General features: G+C 60.1%; 21 protein-coding genes. 16 read left to right on the top strand and 5 right to left on the bottom strand.

Going from position 1 to position 18408, the window contains the following annotated elements; genetic code table 11:
• The first annotated feature begins 67 nt into the window (after window positions 1-67).
• Window positions 68-1036, top strand: coding sequence for a class I SAM-dependent methyltransferase (locus ACXIUA_RS04875; protein ID WP_457976271.1), 969 nt, complete (start codon window positions 68-70; stop codon window positions 1034-1036).
• On the opposite strand, the gene ACXIUA_RS04870 is transcribed toward ACXIUA_RS04875, so the two are convergent.
• Both ACXIUA_RS04870 and ACXIUA_RS04865 read right to left on the bottom strand, forming a co-directional pair.
• On the bottom strand, window positions 1011-1700 hold the full coding sequence (locus ACXIUA_RS04870; protein WP_284804550.1) for a thermonuclease family protein: 690 nt from the start codon (window positions 1698-1700) through the stop codon (window positions 1011-1013). The two genes, ACXIUA_RS04875 and ACXIUA_RS04870, sit on opposite strands and share 26 nt — an antisense overlap.
• The gene (locus ACXIUA_RS04865; RefSeq protein ID WP_457976270.1) at window positions 1697-2011 is read right to left on the bottom strand and encodes a hypothetical protein; all 315 of its coding nucleotides are present in this window, start codon (window positions 2009-2011) and stop codon (window positions 1697-1699) included. Before ACXIUA_RS04865 ends, ACXIUA_RS04870 begins: the two co-directional genes overlap by 4 nt.
• On the opposite strand from ACXIUA_RS04865, the gene ACXIUA_RS04860 reads away from it, so the two are divergent.
• The 9 genes from ACXIUA_RS04860 (at window position 2010) to ACXIUA_RS04820 (ending at window position 10441) form a co-directional block, all read left to right on the top strand.
• Window positions 2010-4025, top strand: a complete 2016-nt coding sequence (locus ACXIUA_RS04860) for a Tex family protein (protein WP_457976269.1) — start codon at window positions 2010-2012, stop codon at window positions 4023-4025. The two genes, ACXIUA_RS04865 and ACXIUA_RS04860, sit on opposite strands and share 2 nt — an antisense overlap.
• Window positions 4026-4139: 114 nt before the next feature.
• The gene (rplS, locus tag ACXIUA_RS04855; protein ID WP_070362274.1) at window positions 4140-4487 is read left to right on the top strand and encodes a 50S ribosomal protein L19; all 348 of its coding nucleotides are present in this window, start codon (window positions 4140-4142) and stop codon (window positions 4485-4487) included.
• Between the two features lie 119 nt (window positions 4488-4606).
• Window positions 4607-5296: a signal peptidase I gene (gene lepB / locus ACXIUA_RS04850; protein WP_256000340.1), complete on the top strand. Its 690-nt coding sequence runs from the start codon at window positions 4607-4609 to the stop codon at window positions 5294-5296.
• 25 nt (window positions 5297-5321) lie between these two features.
• Window positions 5322-5966 (top strand): ribonuclease HII, encoded by a 645-nt coding sequence (locus ACXIUA_RS04845; RefSeq protein WP_070363483.1) that lies wholly within the window; start codon window positions 5322-5324, stop codon window positions 5964-5966.
• On the top strand, window positions 5963-6271 hold the full coding sequence (locus ACXIUA_RS04840) for a DUF2469 domain-containing protein (RefSeq protein ID WP_070362276.1): 309 nt from the start codon (window positions 5963-5965) through the stop codon (window positions 6269-6271). The genes ACXIUA_RS04845 and ACXIUA_RS04840 overlap by 4 nt, the downstream gene beginning before the upstream one ends.
• A 144-nt stretch (window positions 6272-6415) precedes the next feature.
• Complete coding sequence (locus tag ACXIUA_RS04835; protein WP_256020274.1) at window positions 6416-6790, top strand: YraN family protein; 375 nt, start codon at window positions 6416-6418, stop codon at window positions 6788-6790.
• The gene (locus ACXIUA_RS04830; RefSeq protein WP_457976267.1) at window positions 6777-8333 is read left to right on the top strand and encodes a YifB family Mg chelatase-like AAA ATPase; all 1557 of its coding nucleotides are present in this window, start codon (window positions 6777-6779) and stop codon (window positions 8331-8333) included. The genes ACXIUA_RS04835 and ACXIUA_RS04830 overlap by 14 nt, the downstream gene beginning before the upstream one ends.
• Window positions 8330-9514, top strand: a complete 1185-nt coding sequence (locus ACXIUA_RS04825) for a DNA-processing protein DprA (protein WP_457976266.1) — start codon at window positions 8330-8332, stop codon at window positions 9512-9514. The genes ACXIUA_RS04830 and ACXIUA_RS04825 overlap by 4 nt, the downstream gene beginning before the upstream one ends.
• A gap of 21 nt (window positions 9515-9535) precedes the next feature.
• The gene (locus ACXIUA_RS04820) at window positions 9536-10441 is read left to right on the top strand and encodes a tyrosine recombinase XerC (RefSeq protein ID WP_457976264.1); all 906 of its coding nucleotides are present in this window, start codon (window positions 9536-9538) and stop codon (window positions 10439-10441) included.
• Window positions 10442-10445: 4 nt separating this feature from the next.
• Here ACXIUA_RS04820 and ACXIUA_RS04815 read toward each other — a convergent pair whose 3' ends face one another.
• Window positions 10446-10937 (bottom strand): M23 family metallopeptidase, encoded by a 492-nt coding sequence (locus tag ACXIUA_RS04815; RefSeq protein ID WP_457976263.1) that lies wholly within the window; start codon window positions 10935-10937, stop codon window positions 10446-10448.
• Window positions 10938-11245: 308 nt separating this feature from the next.
• Here ACXIUA_RS04815 and rpsB point away from each other — a divergent pair, with 308 nt between their 5' ends.
• The 3 genes from rpsB (at window position 11246) to pyrH (ending at window position 14030) form a co-directional block, all read left to right on the top strand.
• The gene (gene rpsB / locus ACXIUA_RS04810) at window positions 11246-12160 is read left to right on the top strand and encodes a 30S ribosomal protein S2 (RefSeq protein WP_256059549.1); all 915 of its coding nucleotides are present in this window, start codon (window positions 11246-11248) and stop codon (window positions 12158-12160) included.
• Window positions 12161-12327: 167 nt separating this feature from the next.
• Window positions 12328-13146, top strand: coding sequence for a translation elongation factor Ts (tsf, locus tag ACXIUA_RS04805; protein ID WP_070362282.1), 819 nt, complete (start codon window positions 12328-12330; stop codon window positions 13144-13146).
• Window positions 13147-13346: 200 nt separating this feature from the next.
• Complete coding sequence (gene pyrH, locus ACXIUA_RS04800; protein WP_070362283.1) at window positions 13347-14030, top strand: UMP kinase; 684 nt, start codon at window positions 13347-13349, stop codon at window positions 14028-14030.
• A 3-nt stretch (window positions 14031-14033) separates the two neighbouring features.
• Here pyrH and ACXIUA_RS04795 read toward each other — a convergent pair whose 3' ends face one another.
• Window positions 14034-15125 carry an amidase family protein gene (locus ACXIUA_RS04795; protein ID WP_457976262.1) on the bottom strand — a complete coding sequence of 364 codons (1092 nt, stop codon included), beginning with the start codon at window positions 15123-15125 and terminating at the stop codon, window positions 14034-14036.
• Between the two features lie 137 nt (window positions 15126-15262).
• On the opposite strand from ACXIUA_RS04795, the gene frr reads away from it, so the two are divergent.
• Genes frr through rlmN form a run of 3 tightly spaced genes read left to right on the top strand, consistent with a single transcriptional unit; the run spans window position 15263 to window position 17880 of the window.
• A complete protein-coding gene (frr, locus tag ACXIUA_RS04790) occupies window positions 15263-15820 on the top strand; it encodes a ribosome recycling factor (protein ID WP_070362284.1) in 558 nt (185 codons plus the stop codon).
• Window positions 15821-15832: 12 nt separating this feature from the next.
• The gene (locus ACXIUA_RS04785) at window positions 15833-16762 is read left to right on the top strand and encodes a phosphatidate cytidylyltransferase (protein WP_083433144.1); all 930 of its coding nucleotides are present in this window, start codon (window positions 15833-15835) and stop codon (window positions 16760-16762) included.
• Between the two features lie 20 nt (window positions 16763-16782).
• Complete coding sequence (rlmN, locus tag ACXIUA_RS04780) at window positions 16783-17880, top strand: 23S rRNA (adenine(2503)-C(2))-methyltransferase RlmN (RefSeq protein ID WP_070478868.1); 1098 nt, start codon at window positions 16783-16785, stop codon at window positions 17878-17880.
• A 93-nt stretch (window positions 17881-17973) separates the two neighbouring features.
• Here the strand turns inward: rlmN and ACXIUA_RS04775 are convergent, their stop codons facing one another.
• Window positions 17974-18408, bottom strand: coding sequence for a DUF2631 domain-containing protein (locus tag ACXIUA_RS04775; protein ID WP_457976261.1), 435 nt, complete (start codon window positions 18406-18408; stop codon window positions 17974-17976).

The following is an 18408-nucleotide window of genomic DNA, read 5'->3' as shown; positions in this document are numbered from 1 at the left end:
GGGCAAGGAGCAAAAGGAGAGAACATGCAGCAGTACCTGGTGTTGACGCAGTGGGAGGTAAGTGGCCGTGCGCGCGCTTGACCGGCTCATCTGGGAGCAGGCGAGTGAACTCGAGGGGTTCGAGTCAGCCGACATGCGCATCGTGTGCAACGACCCGACCGGGGCGCTTGTGCATGCCGGTGTGGAAAGCGGGAAGCGCGTCATCGTCGCGGACACGGACTACTCCCGCTGCCAGCAAGCAGCAGCGTTGGGCGCAGAGGTCGTCGGTGATCAGCGCCTCGATGAGTACCTGGCGGGGTTGTCCGGTTCGTGCGTTGCGTTGGGAGAGATGCCGAAGTCGCTCGCGCGCCTTGACTACCTCGCGCGCAGTATCGCGGGCGCAGGGTTTACGCAGGCGGACGTCGTGTTGGGGGCGAACAACAAGCACCTGAGTCGGACCATGAACAGCGTGTTGGAGCAGTCCTTCGTTGAGGTGCACGCCACGCGGGGTAGAGGTAAATTCCGCTGCCTCGCGGCGCGTGGCCCAAAGCCTGTGTCCTACACGCCGGTAGAAGAAAACGGGTTCGTTGCCATCGGAGGCGTCTTCGCGGGGGCGCGGGCGGACTACGGCGGGCAGCTGCTGCGGTCGTGTCTTCCGGACGCCCCCGGCGCGCTATTGGACCTCGGTTGCGGCAATGGGGCTGTTTCGAAGGGGCTTGAGGGGGAGGTGTGTGCCACGGATGCCGATGCGGACGCGGTGCTTTCTGCCCGCGCGATCGGTATTGACGCGACCTGGGATGATGCCGGAAGCAAGTTTGCCGACGCCTCCTTCGACACCGTGGCGCTCAACCCGCCCTTTCACGCGGGCACGACCGTGGATACGACGCTGGTGGAGCATCTGCTGGACGCATCGCATCGCCTATTGAAACCGGGCGGTCAGCTCTTCATAGTGTTCAACTCGCACCTGCCATACCGTGCCCAGGTCACGAAGCGTTTTGCACAGGTGGAGCAGGTGGCGAGGAACTCGAAGTTTACGGTTTTGACAGCTCGTCGATAAGGCGTTGCTGTTCGTCGAGGTACTCCATGGCGGGCTCGCGGAACGTGAAGTTTCGAGTACGTTTCACGCTATCGCGCAGTGCGTCGACGTAGTGCTGGCAGCGGCCGACAAGCCCGCGGTCACCGGGGGAGCGCTCGAGCTCCTCGATGCCGGTGGTGAGCATCTCGAAGGTGACCTGTTGCGTGGGTTCGGTAAACCAGCACTCAGGCCCAAGACCGTAGATGCCGAGGGAATCGCGCACCGCAGGTGCGGCCTCTGCCTCGAGGCGCTGCGTGAACTTCGTGTTCGGCGCGTACTCGACGACGCGGGCAAGCCCCTCGGACACCATCACGGCGTTGACGAATTGGCCGTCGCGAAACACTCCGGCAAGTGTGCGCCCGTAGCGGTCGGTGCGCTCCTGGTCGTATTCGAGGCGTACGCCCGTGCCTTCGGGGAGGAGCTCCTCGAGACGCCGGGTGGCGTCGTCAGCTAAACACTCGCCGCGCTCCGGAGTGTCAATCCCGAGCAGTCGAACGCGCTCTTGCCCAGCGGGGCCGTCGACAACGATTGTGTCGCCATCGACGACGCTCGCTACGCGTACTTCCGGGGCATCGACTTGCTGCCAGACCCAGCTGCCGACAGCGAGCAGCACAATCGCAGCGAGGAGCCCAAACACCTTTTTCATAGCATGGCCACCAGCACGGTGAAGAGCGTGTACACCACGATCGAGACCACCATCCGCATTAAATACTGCTTGCCCAGCCGCTGCCCACGGTTGATGATGATGCGAGTCGGGCGAGACGAAATCGATATTGCGGCCATCGGATCGTTCGGGTCGTTGTACATGCCCACGAGAAACTCGTCATCAGCGCGGTCCATCTCCTCCGCATCGGGTTCGATCTTCTTCGAGGACGTCAACCGCACCATCAAGACGAGGCTTCCCGCGACAACCAGGATGGTGAACGCCACCCAAATAGCGGGGGCAAGCCACTGCATGTGGGTCGAGGATCTCTACCTGCCGTATAAGAAGCGCAGGAAGACCAAGGCGGATATCGCGCGTGAGGCCGGTCTCGAGCCGCTCGTTGACTCGCTTATTGACGCCCCTTCGGCCGACGCCGAGACAGAGGCGACACGCTATATCTGTGAAGGGTTCGCCGACACGAAAGCGGTGCTGGACGGTGCCCGCGCGATCTTGGTTGACAGGATCGCCACCGATGCGGATCTCGTCGGCGAGGTCCGCGACAAGGTGTACGAGTCCGGAACGATGCGTTCGAGCGTCGTCGAAGGCAAGGAGAACGAGGGTGCGAAGTTCCGAGACTATTTCGACTTCAGCGAGCCATTCGCCTCGTTGCCGTCGCACCGCATTTTAGCGCTGCTGCGAGGCGAGCAGGAAGGCGTGCTTTCGCTGGATTTGGACGCCGGAGATGACGCGGCGTACGAGGGGATGATCGCGAACCGTTTCGACCTTAACTGTGAAAAGAGCCCGTGGTTGGCGAAGGCCGTGCGGTGGGCATGGAAGACAAAGCTGCAGGTCTCTTCTAATTTGGATACACGGATGCGTCTGAAGGAGCGCGCGGATGAGGCGGCTCTGGACGTCTTCAGTACGAATCTTCGCGATGTGCTGCTGGCCGCTCCTGCCGGTCAACGCGCGACCCTGGCGCTGGATCCGGGTTACAGGAACGGCGTAAAAACAGCGACCGTAGATGGCACGGGGAAGGTGCTCGCAACCGCGATCGTCTACCCACACCAGCCGCAGAACCAATGGCAGCAGGCGGTGCAGGTGCTCGCGAACACTGTGGCGGAACACGGCGTGGAGCTCATCGCGATTGGTAACGGCACGGCGTCGCGGGAGACGGAGAAGCTTGCACGAGAGGTCGCGGACATGATCGCAGCAGCGGGCGGGCGCAGGCCTGTTCCGGTGGTGGTGTCGGAATCGGGTGCGTCGGTGTACTCGGCTTCGGAAATCGCGGCTCAGGAGTTTCCGGACATGGATGTGTCACTGCGTTCCGCGGTCTCGATTGGGCGGCGCCTCCAGGACCCGCTTGCGGAGCTGGTCAAGGTCGACCCGAAGTCAATTGGCGTGGGGCAGTACCAGCACGATGTGAATCAGGCGGCGCTCGCGCAGTCGTTGGACGCCGTGGTGGAGGACGCGGTGAACTCAGTCGGGGTGGACGTCAATACGGCGTCGGTACCGCTGCTGGAACGAGTCGCTGGCGTGACGCCGACGATCGCAAAGAACATCGTTGCCTACCGCGATGAACATGGTGTGTTTGCTTCGCGCAAGGAGCTGAAGAAGGTGCCGCGACTTGGGCCGAAGGCCTTCGAGCAGTCGGCCGGCTTCCTACGCATCCAAGGTGGAGAGAATCCGCTTGATGGCTCCGCTGTGCACCCGGAGGCCTACCCCGTTGTGGAGCGCATCGCTCAGCAATCTGGGGTGGACACTGCGGCACTCGTTGGTAACAGCAGAGTGCTGTCGGGTCTTCGTCCGCAGGACTTTGCCGACGACACCTTCGGCGTCCCAACCATCACGGATATCTTTGCCGAGTTGGAAAAGCCGGGCCGGGATCCGCGTCCGGAGTTTAAGACGGCCACTTTTAAAGAAGGCGTACACAAGGTGTCTGACCTCCAGCCGGGCATGATTCTGGAAGGGACGGTCACCAACGTCGCCGCGTTCGGCGCGTTTGTGGACGTCGGCGTGCACCAGGATGGCCTCGTGCACGTGTCTGCGATGAGCCATTCTTTTGTGAAGGACCCGCACGAGGTCGTGCGCTCGGGTGAAGTGGTGAAGGTGAAGGTCCTCGAGGTGGACGTGCAGCGCCAGCGAATTAGCCTCACGCTGCGCCTGGATGATGAGCCGGGGAGCGAACAGAAGCGTGAGTCTTCACACGGGAAGAAGCCGCAGCAGAAGCCGAGCCGTCAGGGTGGGAAGCGCCAGCGAGGTCGCGCTGGAGGTGCGCCGCAGGGCGGTTCGATGGCGGATGCACTCAAGCGTGCCGGATTTGGGAAGTGACGTGCTCGCATGTAAAATCGTGCGGGTTATTGTAAGCGACATGAACCAGCCGAGCGTCCACCTGTGGAAAAAGCCGCTAGGGTCCTCTGTCCAGAAACGAAAAGGATTGCTTCAATGAGCAACGGCATTATTGATCTTGTAGACGCAGGCCAGCTGCGCGACGATATCCCTGACTTCCGTCCGGGCGATACCCTCGACGTACACGTCAAGGTTATCGAGGGTTCGGTCACCCGTACCCAGGTCTTCACTGGCTTCGTCGTTCGTCGTCAGGGTGACGGCATCCGTGAGACGTTCACGGTCCGCAAGGTTTCCTTCGGTATCGGTGTTGAGCGTACCTTCCCGGTACATTCCCCGAACCTGGAGAAGATTGAGGTCGTCCGCAAGGGTGACGTACGTCGCGCGAAGCTGTACTACATGCGCGACCTGCGCGGCAAGGCTGCCCGTATCAAGGAGCGCCGCTAAGCGCATACCCGCTTCTTGCGCAGCACCCCGCACACTTACGCTTCGTAAGGTGCGGGGTGTTTTGTTGCGCTGCTAGAGTGTTGCGGGTGAACGAAAAGAGCGCATCTGAAGAAAAATCCATGCCGTGGTACATCGAAATCCCGATGGTCGTTGTACTCACCTTGGTGTTCATCTTCATTATTCAGACATTCATTGGCCGCCTCTACGTGATTCCTTCTGCGTCGATGGAGCCGACGTTGCATGGGCAGGACGGCAAGGGTGATCGCATCTTCGTGGAGAAGGTGTCCTACTACTTCTCTGATCCGGAGCCGGGTGACGTCGTCGTGTTTAAGGGGACTGACTCGTGGAATACCGGCTTCGTCACTAACCGCTCCGACAATCCGGCCATTGCCGGTCTGCAGGAGGTGTCCTCCTGGGTGGGGCTGGTGCCGAAGGATGAGAACACGTTGGTCAAGCGCATCATCGCGAAGGGTGGCCAGACGGTGTCCTGCCAGGAGGGGGATCCGGCGGTGATGGTGGATGGAAAGCCGATCGACCAGTCGTACACGCTGCAGCCGAACTACTACCCGGTGGATCCTCAGACTGGGTCCGACGCTTGCGGTGGTAATTATTTCGGCCCGGTAACTGTCCCTGATGGGAACTACTTCATGATGGGTGATAACCGCACGAATTCCGCTGATTCGCGCTACCACCTTGGTGATGAGTACCAGGGCACGATCCCGGAGGAGAACCTTCGCGGAAAAGTTCTTGCGATTGTGTTCCCACTCCAGCGTTTTGGTGGCGTCGACGACCCGGCGATCCAGCAGTAGCCCTACGCTTGGTGTGTGAGCTGTGGTGCGTCGTTTGAAGCAGCTTCGGACGTACGAGGTGGCGCTCGAAAAAGCAGGGCTCGGACCAGTCGTCGGGGTTGACGAGGCCGGCCGGGGCGCCTGCTTCGGGCCACTGACAGTCGCCGCGTGCGTGCTACCACCGCAGCCGATACGGCAACTTGAGGGGTTGACGGATTCCAAGCAGTTGACGGCGAAGCGTCGAGAAGCACTCTTTGACATCATCTGCCAGCACGCGCTCGCATACTCCATCGTGCACGTGCCCGCCAGCGAGATTGATCACCGCGGAGTGCAGCATGCCAACATTGACGGGGCCCGGCGCGCAGTTGCGCAGCTAGAGACGGAGGCGCGGTACGCGCTTGTCGACGCCTTCCATATCGCGGGTTTGCCCGTACCACAACTGCCGATTATCGGCGGTGACGCGAGTGCCCGGTGCATCGCCGCCGCCAGTGTGCTAGCCAAAGTGAGCCGCGACCATCTCCTCGATGGCTACGCGGAGCAGTACCCGGGGTATGGGTTGGAGCGCCACAAGGGGTATGGCACGAAGGCACACATGGATGCGGTGCGCCGCCACGGGGCGACGCCGCAACATCGTTATAGTTATGCCAACGTGAGAACTGCCGTTGAGATTTACGAAGGGGGCACCGCATGAGTGCTGAGGATCTGGACAATTACGAGGCTGACGTCGAGCTGTCGCTGTATCGCGAGTATCGAGACGTCGCGAGCCAGTTCTCGTTTGTTGTGGAGACGGAGCGTCGTTTCTACCTTGCGAATGCTGTCGAGTTGATCCCGCACAAAGACGGCAACGATGTGTACTACGAGGTCCGTATGTCGGATTGTTGGGTGTGGGACATGTACCGTGCGGTGCGTTTTGTGCGCTACGTCCGCGTAATTACGTACAAGGATGTCAATATCGAGGAGCTAGACAAGCCGGACATCACGTTCCCTAATTCGTAGTCTGCGTTTCGACGTCCCCTCCGCCCCTCCCGCGTGTTGCCTGTAAGGAACCGCGGGAGGGGTTTTTGCGTCTAAACACTTACGCCTCTGGTGCGTCTGGAGGTGTGTGCAAACGAACAAGGATGTGAAGAAGGGAACGAAGTTATGCAGAAACCGTGCATGGACCAGTACCAGCTTGGCCGTCTAGGGGAAGATGCCGTACTGGAGGAGTATTTAGCGTTGGGCTACACGTGCCTTGGTAGGCGGGTGCGATTACGGCATGGCGAGATTGACCTGATTATGCAGGACTCTTACGGCACCGTGGTGTTCGTAGAGGTGAAAACTCGTCGTTTACCGGGGTTTGGTTCGGTTGAGGCGGTGCACGCGAAGAAGATGATGGCAATGCGTAACGCGGCTGCTGAGTGGTTGCGCAGCACTGAGGGGTTCTACGAAGTCCGGTTCGACGTCGTGGAGGCGATTTATCACGAGGGCGGCTTCGAGTTTGAGTTCATCATGGGGGTCGAAGATGCCGCTTGCTAGTACGTTGAGTGCCACGGTTGAGGGCATTCGGGCGCGCATCGTACGCGTGGAGGCCAACGTCGGGCCGGGGTTACCAGGAATGCATATTGTTGGGCTCGCCGATGCTGCCGTGAAAGAATCCCGCGAGCGAATCCGTACCGCCTGCCGTAATAGTTCACTGCCGTGGCCGAAGACGAAGGCGATGGTGTCGCTGTCGCCGGCGCACCTGCCGAAGGCTGGTTCGCAGTTTGACTTGCCGATTGCGTTGGCGGTGATGGGGAGCCTAGATCCACGCGCTCAACAGGCACTATCGCGAACATTTTTTGTAGGAGAGTTGGCGCTGGATGGCAGCTTGCGGCCTGTACCGGAAGTGCTGCCGATGCTGCTGGCGGCCCAGGAGCTGCTTGTTCAGGAGGGTGGAATTGACCGCATTGTGGTTCCGCGCGCGAACGAGCACCAGGCACAGCTCGTGTCACGCGGAGACATCGTGCTGGCGGACTCGCTGGCGCAGGTGTGGGCGTGGCTGGTCGGGGAAGAGGTGCTTGAAGTGGCTTCCGCGGGTGCGCCTAGCATCGAGCAAGGACGACAGCCGGACTTCGCAGACATCGCAGGGCAAGGCCCCGAGCGAAGGATTATGGAAGTCGCCGCGGCCGGTGCGCATCACATGCTAATGATCGGACCACCCGGCTCAGGCAAGTCCATGCTTGCAGAGCGTCTCCCATCCATCCTCCCCGCAATGGACGTCGAAGAAATGGTCACGTCCACAGCGATTCACGCAGCTGCCGGGATCGCCGGGGGAGAGCTGATTGCGCACCGCCCGTTCATCGCGCCGGACCCGTCGCTGTCCAAGGCACAACTCATCGGGGGAGGCAGCGGGATTCCTCGCCCCGGCGCGGTCAGCCAAGCCCATAACGGTGTGCTGTTTCTCGACGAAGCATCTGAGATCGCGTCCGCTACCCTCGATGCGTTGCGCATTCCCCTGGAGAAAGGCGAGGTGCGCCTGCGACGCAGCAACCGCGACGTCATCTTTCCAGCCGACTTCCAGCTCATCCTCGCGATGAATCCATGCCCGTGTGGAAAACCAGCGAACCGCTGTCGGTGCTCCGGGGCGCAGCGTGCGCGGTATGCGCGAAGTATTTCGGGTCCGCTGAGGGACCGCCTGGACATTGTCTGCAGGACCTCGTTGGATAACGCCGTGCTGAACCCAAACGGGGCAGAGTCTTCCACGGCCATCGCCCAGCGTGTGGCAGAGGCACGGGACCGTGCGGCACATCGGTGGCGGACGTGCGAGGAACACACGAACGGGGCGTTGACGAATGCGCGCGTGCCGGGGCCGTGGCTGCGTCGATACTTCCCGGCGGAAGATTCCGCGATGATGTTCCTCTCCTCGATGCTTGCGCGCGGGGAGGTCAGCCAGCGCGGTATCGACCGCATCCTGAAATTGTCGTGGACCTTGGCGGATCTCACTGGCGCACAGTGCCCACACCTCGGGCACGTCGCTGAGGCCGTCGATCTTCGAGACGACCAGACCTTGCTTTCAGCACGTGAGGAGGTATCGGCATGAGCGCGCTTGAATCATGGGCCTACCTCAACCGTGTCATCGAGGGTCCGTCGACGGCGCTATGGGCACTGCGAAACGAAGGCTATACCGCTGACGAAATCGCCGAAGGCGTGCGCACACGAGCGCCCTGGCTCGGTGACCTCGCCGCCGACACCGATGCGAGGTACACCTGGGACCAGCCAGCAGAAGACATCGCTACCGCGGCGGAGTATGGCTACTCGCTCATTACACCGGAATCGCCCGAGTGGCCGCGCGAACGGATTTATGACTCCTTCAATCTCGGCGCAAAGATGAGTCGGGATGGCGAAGGTGCTCCGATACGTGCAGACGGGGTTCCGCCACACGCCCTCTGGGTTCGAGGCAATACCAACCTGCCGGAGCTATTGGAAAACTCGATCGCGATCGTCGGCACACGAGCGCTGAGCGCATATGGGCATTCAGCCACCCTTGACATCGTGCATGGACTGAAGCGCTGGGGATACACCATCGTCTCCGGCGGTGCACTCGGTATTGATGCGGCAGCCCACGATGCGGCCCTCGAGGCGGGACTGCCAACTGTGGTGTTCGCCGCATGCGGGCCGGGTGTCACCTACCCGAGGCGCCACAAACAGCTATTCGATCGCATCGTGGCGGCAGGGGGAGCGATCATCACCGAATACAGCCCTGGCATGGCCCCTGAGCGACACCGCTTCCTCACCCGAAACCGACTCGTCGCTGGGCTCACACAGGCCACGCTAGTAATAGAAGCCGCCTACCGCTCCGGGGCGCTCAGCACGTTGCGCTGGGCGCAGTACTACCAACGCGGGACGCTCGCAGTACCAGGGCCGATAACCACCGCCGGATCTGTCGGCACCAACCTCGCCATCTATAAGGGGGAGGCCACGATGGTGCTCAACGCGACCTACGTCCACGAGGCGATCCGCCTCGAGAACGGACTGGATGCAGAACAAGAACTTGCGGACAACAATGTAGCTTCGCCCCTACAACTCCTGACCCGCACCGAGATGCGCATCTACGATGCCGCGCCAAAACATCATCGCGACGGGCTTGTAGCGGAGGAGATTGCAGGTGCCGCCGCGCTATCCCTCCAAGTCACCATCAACACGCTCATTGAGCTGCAAGGAAAGGGACTGATCCAGCGGGAAGGCCAACTGTGGCGACGAAGCGACACAGCCAAACCCTAAGGTACCGATACAATACGGGACATGAGTAGCAGCCACGATCAGTCGTCCACCCAGTTTCTCACCGCGGTGGACGACTTCATCGACTACTGCCAACACGTCAAAAACCGCGCCGCGGCGACCTGCAAGAGCTACAAATCGGATCTCACCACACTCGCGCCGTACACACCAGATCTCAACACATTCACCATCGACGCTCTACGCCACTGGCTCGCCGACGCAGTCCAAGCCGGCAAAGCCCGCTCCACCATCTCGCGCCGCACCGCATCTGCGCGCGCCTTCTCCACCTGGGCTTATCAACACGGCTACATCGCAAAGGACGAAGCAGCCCGCCTGCGCACCCCGAAAGAACAGCGCAAACTACCCACCGTGCTCAGCGCCCCCGCTACCGAGGAACTCATCCGCCCCCACGGCGACACACCAGAAGACATCCGCGACACCGCCATCCTCGAACTGCTCTACGCCAGCGCAATCCGCGTCGGCGAACTCGTCGCCCTCAACATCGACGACCTCGACTTCCATACCAACACCGCAAAAGTCACAGGCAAAGGCAACAAACAACGCATCGTTCCCTTCGGAAACAACGCATACGAGGCACTCATCACATGGCTTCACGACGCCCGGCCAGCCCTCGCCAATAGCGCTAACGCGGGGGCCGAACCGCTGTTCGTCGGCACCCAGGGAAAGCGCATCGACCAACGCCAAGTTCGCCGAATCGTCGAGCGCGCCGGGCTGCAAGCGGGGCAGGCGAGTATCACGCCACACTCGTTGCGACACACAGCGGCCACGCAAATGCTTGAAGGCGGCGCTGACCTACGAATGGTGCAGGAAATGCTCGGGCACTCTAGCCTGCAGACCACGCAGATATACACGCACGTCTCCTCACAGCGGCTCACGCAGATTTACAACCAAGCGCACCCCAGGGCATGAGCCTTTAACGGGTTGGCTTCAACCGAATGGTGGGCGTCGATAAGAGGGAAAGCGGATTGATGTAGGTGTCTTTCGCAATGAGTGCGCCCCAGTGCAGCCCGTCCTGGAGATGTGCCTGCGGCCCCGTCGGACGTGCCAGCGTCCCAATCGCATCGCCGAGTTTAACTTCGTCGCCTTGCCGCACACGCGCGTGCACAGGCTGGTACGTCGTACGGATGCCATCTGGGTGATCAATACTGATAATGGGTGTGCCTGCTACCTTGCCCACGAAAGCGACTGTCCCGTTGTCTGCTGCTAGAACAGTGGCTCCGACGCGTAGCGCAAGATCAACCCCGCGATGCCCCGGCATCCACTTCTTCTCCGGGATCTCTGCGGGCCGTGTAATCCGGGTTGCGTAGGGCAGCCCCGTGGTGGGGTCGACGTACGCAAGAGCCTGAGGCGCCAAGCACCACGTGCAAAGTAGGGGAGTAATGGCCGCGAGTAAGCGTGTGAACATGTGCATGTTGCCATTGAGCCCTGAAACCGCGGTAGTGGACAAGGCTGTGGGCATGCAGCCTGTGGAGAAAAACTGGCCTGTGGATAAAGCTCAGGGTTTGTGCAGGTCAAATTAGGTAATCGAGGGATAGTCGACTATGCTTGGCAAGGCAACTTTTCGAAGTTGACTACGCGCGCCGAATAACGCCAGCTCAGCGTTGGTCCCACAGTATGAGGGTGTTGAGCGGGTGCGGTGCTAGGGCGAGGGATAAAAACCCTTGCAGTACATGAACATTAACCGAACGAGATTACTCCAAAGGAGAAATTCCCATGGCAGTTGTAACCATGCGCGAACTCCTCGACGCAGGTGTCCACTTTGGCCACCAGACGCGTCGTTGGAACCCGAAGATGCGTCGCTTCATCTTCACCGACCGCAACGGCATTTACATCATCGACTTGCAGCAGACGCTGACCTACATTGACGAGGCTTTCGAGTTCGTCAAGGAGACCGTTGCACACGGCGGCACGATCCTGTTTGTTGGTACGAAGAAGCAGGCGCAGGAGCCTATTCAGGAAGAGGCTCAGCGCGTTGGTATGCCATACGTAACGCACCGCTGGCTCGGTGGCATGCTCACTAACTTCCAGACCGTTTCCAAGCGTATCGCCCGTATGAAGGAGCTCCAGGCTATGGACGCTGCTGAGAACGGCTACGCAGGTCGCGGCAAGAAGGAAGTTCTGATGCTGACCCGCGAGCGCCAGAAGCTCGAGCGTGTCCTCGGTGGCATCGCTGACATGACCAAGGCACCTTCTGCTCTGTGGGTTGTTGACACGAACAAGGAGCACATCGCGGTCAACGAGGCAGAGAAGCTGCGTATCCCGGTTGTTGCTGTTCTTGACACCAACTGTGATCCGGACGACGTCAACTTCCCAATCCCGGGTAACGACGACGCCATCGGCGCGGTCAAGATCCTGACCCACATCATCGGCGAGGCAGTCATCGCTGGTAAGCGGCAGCGCGAAGAGCGTCAGCTGGCTTCCGCACGTGAGGCTGCAGGCGACACCGACGCTAAGCACCAGGCAGAGGTTGCAGAGGCCGCTGCTCAGGCAGCCGCATCCGCTGAGGTTTCCGCTGCAGACGCTGCGAAGGCAGCCGCTGAGGCTGAAGCTGCTGCGCCACAGGAGGTTGCACCAGTCGAGCAGCCACACGCTGTTCGCGCTGCAGAGCAAGCTCAGCAGGCTAAGTAACTCCGCTCGCAGGACGCGCGAAACGTGTATCCTGCATAAGCGAGTGTGACACCCCGCGTCCTGTTCACGTCCTGGATTATGGGCGCGAATTGGGCGTGGGGTGTTTTGCTTGAAGCATAATTTTACGACGTATTTATCCACTACTGTATGAGGAGGATCGCCCGAATATGGCGAACTACACTGCTGCTGACGTAAAGAAGCTGCGCGAAACCACCGGCTCCGGCATGCTCGACTGCAAGAAGGCGCTGGAGGAAACCGGCGGCGACTTCGAGAAGGCTGTCGAGCTGCTCCGCATCAAGGGCGCAAAGGACGTGGGCAAGCGCGCAGAGCGCAATGCTCTCGAGGGCCTCGTCGCTGTCTCCGGCAACACTATCGTCGAGATCAACTCGGAGACGGACTTCGTTGCTAAGAACGACGAGTTCAAGACCATCGCTGGCAAGATTGCTGATGCTGCTGCAGCAGCGAAGGCAAACAGCCAGGAGGAGCTGGCAAACGCTGATGTCGACGGCGAGACCGCACACGACGTTCTTGAGCGCCTCTCCGCAAAGATTGGCGAGAAGCTGGAGCTGCGCCGTGCTGCCACCATCGAGGGTGAGCAGCTGGCGAAGTACCTGCACCAGCGTTCCGCTGACCTGCCACCAGCTGTCGGCGTTTTGGTTGCTTACAAGGGCGACAACGCTGAGGCTGCACACCAGGTTGCGCTGCAGATCGCCGCGATGAAGGCTCGCTACCTCAAGGAAGAGGACATTCCGGCAGAGGTCGTCGAGAAGGAGCGCGCTGTTCAGGAAGAGATCACCCGCAACGAGGGTAAGCCTGAGGCAGCTATCGAAAAGATCGTCCAGGGCCGCATGGGCGGCTTCTTCAAGGACGTTGTTCTTCTGGACCAGCCGTCGCTTGCTGACTCCAAGAAGACCGTGAAGCAGTTCACGGAGGAGAGCGGCATTGAGGTCACTGACTTCGTTCGCTTCGAGGTTGGCCAGGCATAAGCCTGATGCTTTTTACCGTCGGCGTTGAGGGGTTACCCTCCGCCGGCGGTTTCTTTATGCCCGGTTGCTACAAACCGGACTGAGATCGCTAAGATCGGTCGAGAACAGAATTGTCCTCTACGGCTCGAATTGGCCAACTCTCAAGGAGTGTCCTCACAGTGTCAGAACTTGCGTCTACCCGCACAGGATTCAAACGCGTCATGCTCAAGCTGGGCGGTGAAATGTTCGGCGGTGGAAAGGTTGGTATCGATCCGGACGTCGTCGAAAGCGTCGCTGCACAGATTGCCGAAGTCGCCCAGTCCGGAACCGAAGTAGCGGTAGTAATTGGCGGCGGCAACTTCTTCCGTGGTGCAGAGCTGCAAAAGCGTGGCCTTGACCGTGCACGCTCCGACTACATGGGCATGCTCGGCACGGTGATGAACTGCCTGGCGCTCCAGGACTTCCTGCAGCAGAAGGGCGTCGACTGCCGCGTTCAGACTTCCATCAATATGGCGCAGATCGCTGAGCCGTATTTGCCGCTTCGTGCAGTGCGTCACCTGGAGAAGGGGCGTGTCGTCATCTTCGGTGCTGGCATGGGCATGCCGTACTTCTCTACGGATACCACGGCCGCGCAACGCGCCCTGGAAATTGGTTGCGAGGTGCTCCTGATGGCGAAGGGGGTTGACGGAGTCTATGACGACGACCCTCGAACCAACCCAGACGCACAGCTCTACAGCGAGGTTTCTCCCCGCGAGGTGCTCGAAAAGGAACTCAAGGTTGCCGATGCCACCGCGTTTTCGCTGTGTATGGACAACAACATGCCGATCCTGGTGTTCAACCTGCTCAAGGAAGGCAACATTGCCCGCGCGGTATCCGGCGAGCAGATCGGTACCCTTGTTTCCTAAGAATTAATCGGGCAGCCCAAAATGTTCGACGGTGCGCGCTACCGAAAGTAGCGCGCGTCCGCCAACTGTGACTGACCCAAGGTGGAGCGCCCCGACTGCGACAGCGGGGCTGCCCATCACATTGAACAGCGTGCACCAGGGCGTCCACACTGTTTGTTGGTAAAAGCTCTCATCCGGGGCGAGGGAAGAGAAGTAGCCAATCGGTGGGGGATCAAACGCAATCGTGGGGGTGAGCACGATATCCACGTCCCACTCGTGCTGTACGTGTCTTAGTAGGTGCGCGAAGTGGTCATTCGCTGAAAATAGTTCTTCTGGAGTTACTGCGCAACCTTGTGCGTGCATCCATGCGAGGTAGTGATTGTCGAGTGGCTCTACGTTGCGGAAGCTGCTCGTGATGCGGTGTCTGAAGTGCTCAAACGTTGATTGTGCATCCGCATAGGGGCGAAGAGACACTACATCATGGTGTTTCCCGAGCTCACGTGCAGCGGCCTCAAGGGCATCACCGCGGCTCGTTGAAACAGTGGTGTTGGCGAAGAGGCCGTCGATAAGTACTCCGATGCGCAGTTTGCGTACCGCGGTGGGGTGATGTCCGTACAACTCAAACTGGTCTGCGACGTTGCGCGTGATAAAACCATTCGCGACTGCCGCGCGTGTTCCCGGCTTGTAGCCAACGGCACCGCAGGCTGCAGCCGGGACTCGCAAGGACCCTCCAGCGTCCGTGCCGTGTGCAGCACGGTATAGCCCACTGCCCACGAGCACTCCGGCGCCTGCCGAAGAACCGCCGGGCGTGCACCCAGGGAACATGGGGGACTCTAAAAGTGGAGAGTGGGCTTCTTCGGCGTAGCACGTCGCCCCAAGCTCGGCTGTCAGTGACTTTCCAGGGATGGCTGCCCCAGACTCAAGCAGTGCTGCGACGATTGGGCTGTGCTCTTCCGCGATGACGCTGCGTGACGGGTTGCCGTGCGTGGTGGGCATTCCAGCGACATCCGTTCCGTCTTTGATGGGGATTTGCCATGATGAAAGTCGGCCCTCAGCAGTGCGCAATGGAGTCGGGTGTGTATAGACCATCGCGGCACTGGCGGGGGAGTAAAGCATGGGGACAGTCTAGGCGTAACTTGCCTTGAATTCTGCCGTTCCCCGTCAAGCCACGACACGGCTGGGAGTGAAACGCTGGTAGATTGGTGTGCGACTTATTTGTCCCGAACGCTTTGTACAGAAGAAGTGGAGTAAAAATGATTGATGACGTGTTGCTTGATGCCGAAGAGCGTATGAGCGCTTCTGTCGATTTCACCCGCGATGACCTCGTAACGATTCGGACTGGTCGCGCTAACCCTGCCATGTTTAATGGCGTCATGGCTGATTTTTACGGTGCACCAACCCCGATCAATCAGATGGCGACGATCTCTGTTCCGGAGCCACGCATGCTGCTGATCAAGCCGTACGACATGTCAACGCTCAAGGAAATTGAGACTGCCATCCGCAACTCTGATCTCGGCGTCAACCCGACCGATGACGGGCAAGTCATTCGCGTCACGATCCCACAGCTGACGGAAGATCGTCGCCGTGACCTGGTCAAGCAGGCCAAGCAGAAAGGTGAGGACGGCAAGATCGCTATCCGTAACGTCCGCCGCCACGGTATGGAAGCACTGAAGAAGATCCAGAAGGACGGCGACGCCGGCGAGGACGAAGTGCAGACCGCAGAAAAGGCACTGGACAAGACCACCCAGGGCTACGTGGCACAGATCGATGAGCTAGTTCAGCGCAAGGAAGCCGAGCTGATGGAGGTCTAAGCAGACCTTTCGATGAATAGAAAGCACCGCTACGTGAAACACTCGACAGATCAGTCAGGACCATCGGGCTGGCCCCGCATCGCGCCGCCCAAGCCGAAAAATGATGCGGGTCGCGACCTGCCAGCCGCCATCACGACCGGGGTCATCCTCGGTGCTGTGGTGATCGCTGCTGTGTGGGTTGGCCCTATGGCCTGGTATCCGCTTGTTGCCATCGCTGTAGCAGGTGGGATGTGGGAGGTGCTTACCCGTCTGCGGGAAGCGGGCTACCAGCAGCCGCGCACACTGCTGATCATCCTCGGTCAGATCATGGTGTGGTCCTCCGCTGCCTACAAAACCGCTGGCGTAGTTGGCGCTTTCGCGTTCACAGTGCTGTTCCTGATGTTTTGGCGGCTGTTCGACCACGGCAGGCACCAAACGCCGACCAACTATCTCCGCGACACCGCCGTGGGAGTGTTCGTCCTGGCGTGGATTCCACTGTTTGGAAGCTTCGCTGCGATGGTTTCACTTATCGACGAAGGCTCCGTCAGTGGTTCAGCGTTTATTGTCGCGTTCATGTGCTGCGTGGTGGCGTCTGACGTTGGGGGGTACGCTGCAGGCGTGATGTTTGGTGCGCACCCGATGGCGCCGGCTGTAAGCCCGAAGAAGTCCTGGGAAGGATTTGCGGGCTCGATGATATTCGGGATCATTGCAGGCGTCGCGGTGGTCACGCTACTGATCAAGGGCCCGTGGTGGATGGGGATCCTTTTGGGTGCCGCACTGGTTATGTGCGCCACTATGGGTGATCTCGTCGAAAGCCAATTCAAGCGTGAACTCGGTATCAAGGATATGTCCCAGATACTGCCTGGACACGGCGGAATCATGGATCGCTTAGACGGTATGTTGCCAGCAGCGTGCGCAACGTACATTCTGCTCAGCGCTTCCGCATTGATGAATCCGTTCTAACGTGCAAAGATGGGGCAATTATGACTGAGACCCCAACACTGCCACTTCTGACCCCAAAGTTTGGTATGCCGCCGAAGCACTTCGCTGATTTGTCGAGCGAAGAGCGCATCGAGGCCCTGAAGTCCCTTGGTCTGCCGAAGTTCCGTGCGGACCAGATTGCGCGCCACTACTACGGCAAGTTTGAAGCAGATCCCCTCACGATGACGGATCTGCCTGCCGCACAGCGCGAGAAGGTAAAAGAGGCTCTTTTTCCGACGTTGCTGACTCCAGTACGTCGGGTAGAGACCGATGAGGGGGACACCACCAAGACGTTGTGGCGGCTGCATGACGGCATTCTCCTGGAGTCTGTGCTGATGCGGTACAAGGACCGTGCGACTCTGTGTATCTCCTCACAGGCGGGTTGCGGAATGGCTTGTCCGTTCTGTGCGACCGGTCAGGGCGGTCTCGATAGAAACCTGTCAACTGCGGAGATCGTCGATCAGGTGCGAGCTGCAGCAGCCATGATGCAGGAGGAAGGCTCCCGTCTTTCCAACATCGTCTTTATGGGGATGGGAGAGCCGCTGGCGAACTACAAGCGCGTGGTCAGCGCAGTACGCCAGATCACGAGTCCAGCGCCGCAGGGATTCGGGATTTCTCAGCGCAACGTCACTGTGTCAACGGTTGGTCTCGCGCCGCAGATTCGAATGCTTGCCGACGAAGGCCTCTCCTGCACGCTCGCGGTTTCCTTGCACACCCCTGATGACGAGCTGCGCGACACACTGGTGCCGATGAACAACAGGTTTTCCGTGCAGGATGTGCTGGATGCAGCCCGCTACTACGCGGATACAACAGGGCGCCGCGTATCGATTGAGTACGCGTTGATTCGTGACATCAACGATCACGATTTCCGCGCCGACATGCTCGGCAGGAAGCTGCATCAGGCGTTGGGGCCGCTGGTACACGTCAACCTTATTCCACTGAACCCAACTCCGGGCTCGAAGTGGGACGCGTCCCCGAAGGCGCGCCAGGATGAGTTTGTTCGTCGTGTGATTGCGCAGGGTGTGACGTGCACTGTCCGTGACACGAAGGGTCAGGAGATCGCTGCGGCATGCGGTCAGCTTGCGGCGGAAGGCGAGTGACGTTGCGCCGAGTTTAGGTGCGCGAAAACGGCGCCACCCTCAACCTGTGAGTGGGGTGGCGCCGTTTATTGCTATTCGGTGTAAAGCGTGAAACTAGTGAATGCTCTGCTGCTGTGCACCGCGCAGTGTATTGAGACGCGCCGGATCGATGTTGAGGGCGCGCAGCTCGCGCTCATCGAGCTCGGCGTATGGGCCGGTCATCGTCTGCTGTGCGTAAATCCAGTCCGGCTCCTTGTGGCCAGCAGGCTTGTTGTGGGAGGTGACCGTGCGCACCTGGCTGAGCTTCGGCTGCAGTCCGTGGAAAATCAGTGCAACTGCAATCAAAACTGCAAATGCGAGCAGCCAAATCGTTTCTACGTGGCCGTGGTGGTTACCGAAGTTGTACGCGAGCAAGAAGATCACCGAGATCCACCCTGCGAGTTGAATCGTGCGCGGCTTGAACGCGCTCCACCCGAAGCGGGCGGAAGGGACGTCAGCTTCAGAAACGCCGTTATATACCTGTGGAGCTTTGTCCTGAGGGTGAGCCAC

The sequence above is a fragment of the Corynebacterium sp. UMB8791 genome (genome assembly GCF_054166365.1).
Note: the sequence above shows the minus strand (reverse complement) of the source record. Positions and strands in the feature narration are given on the sequence as shown.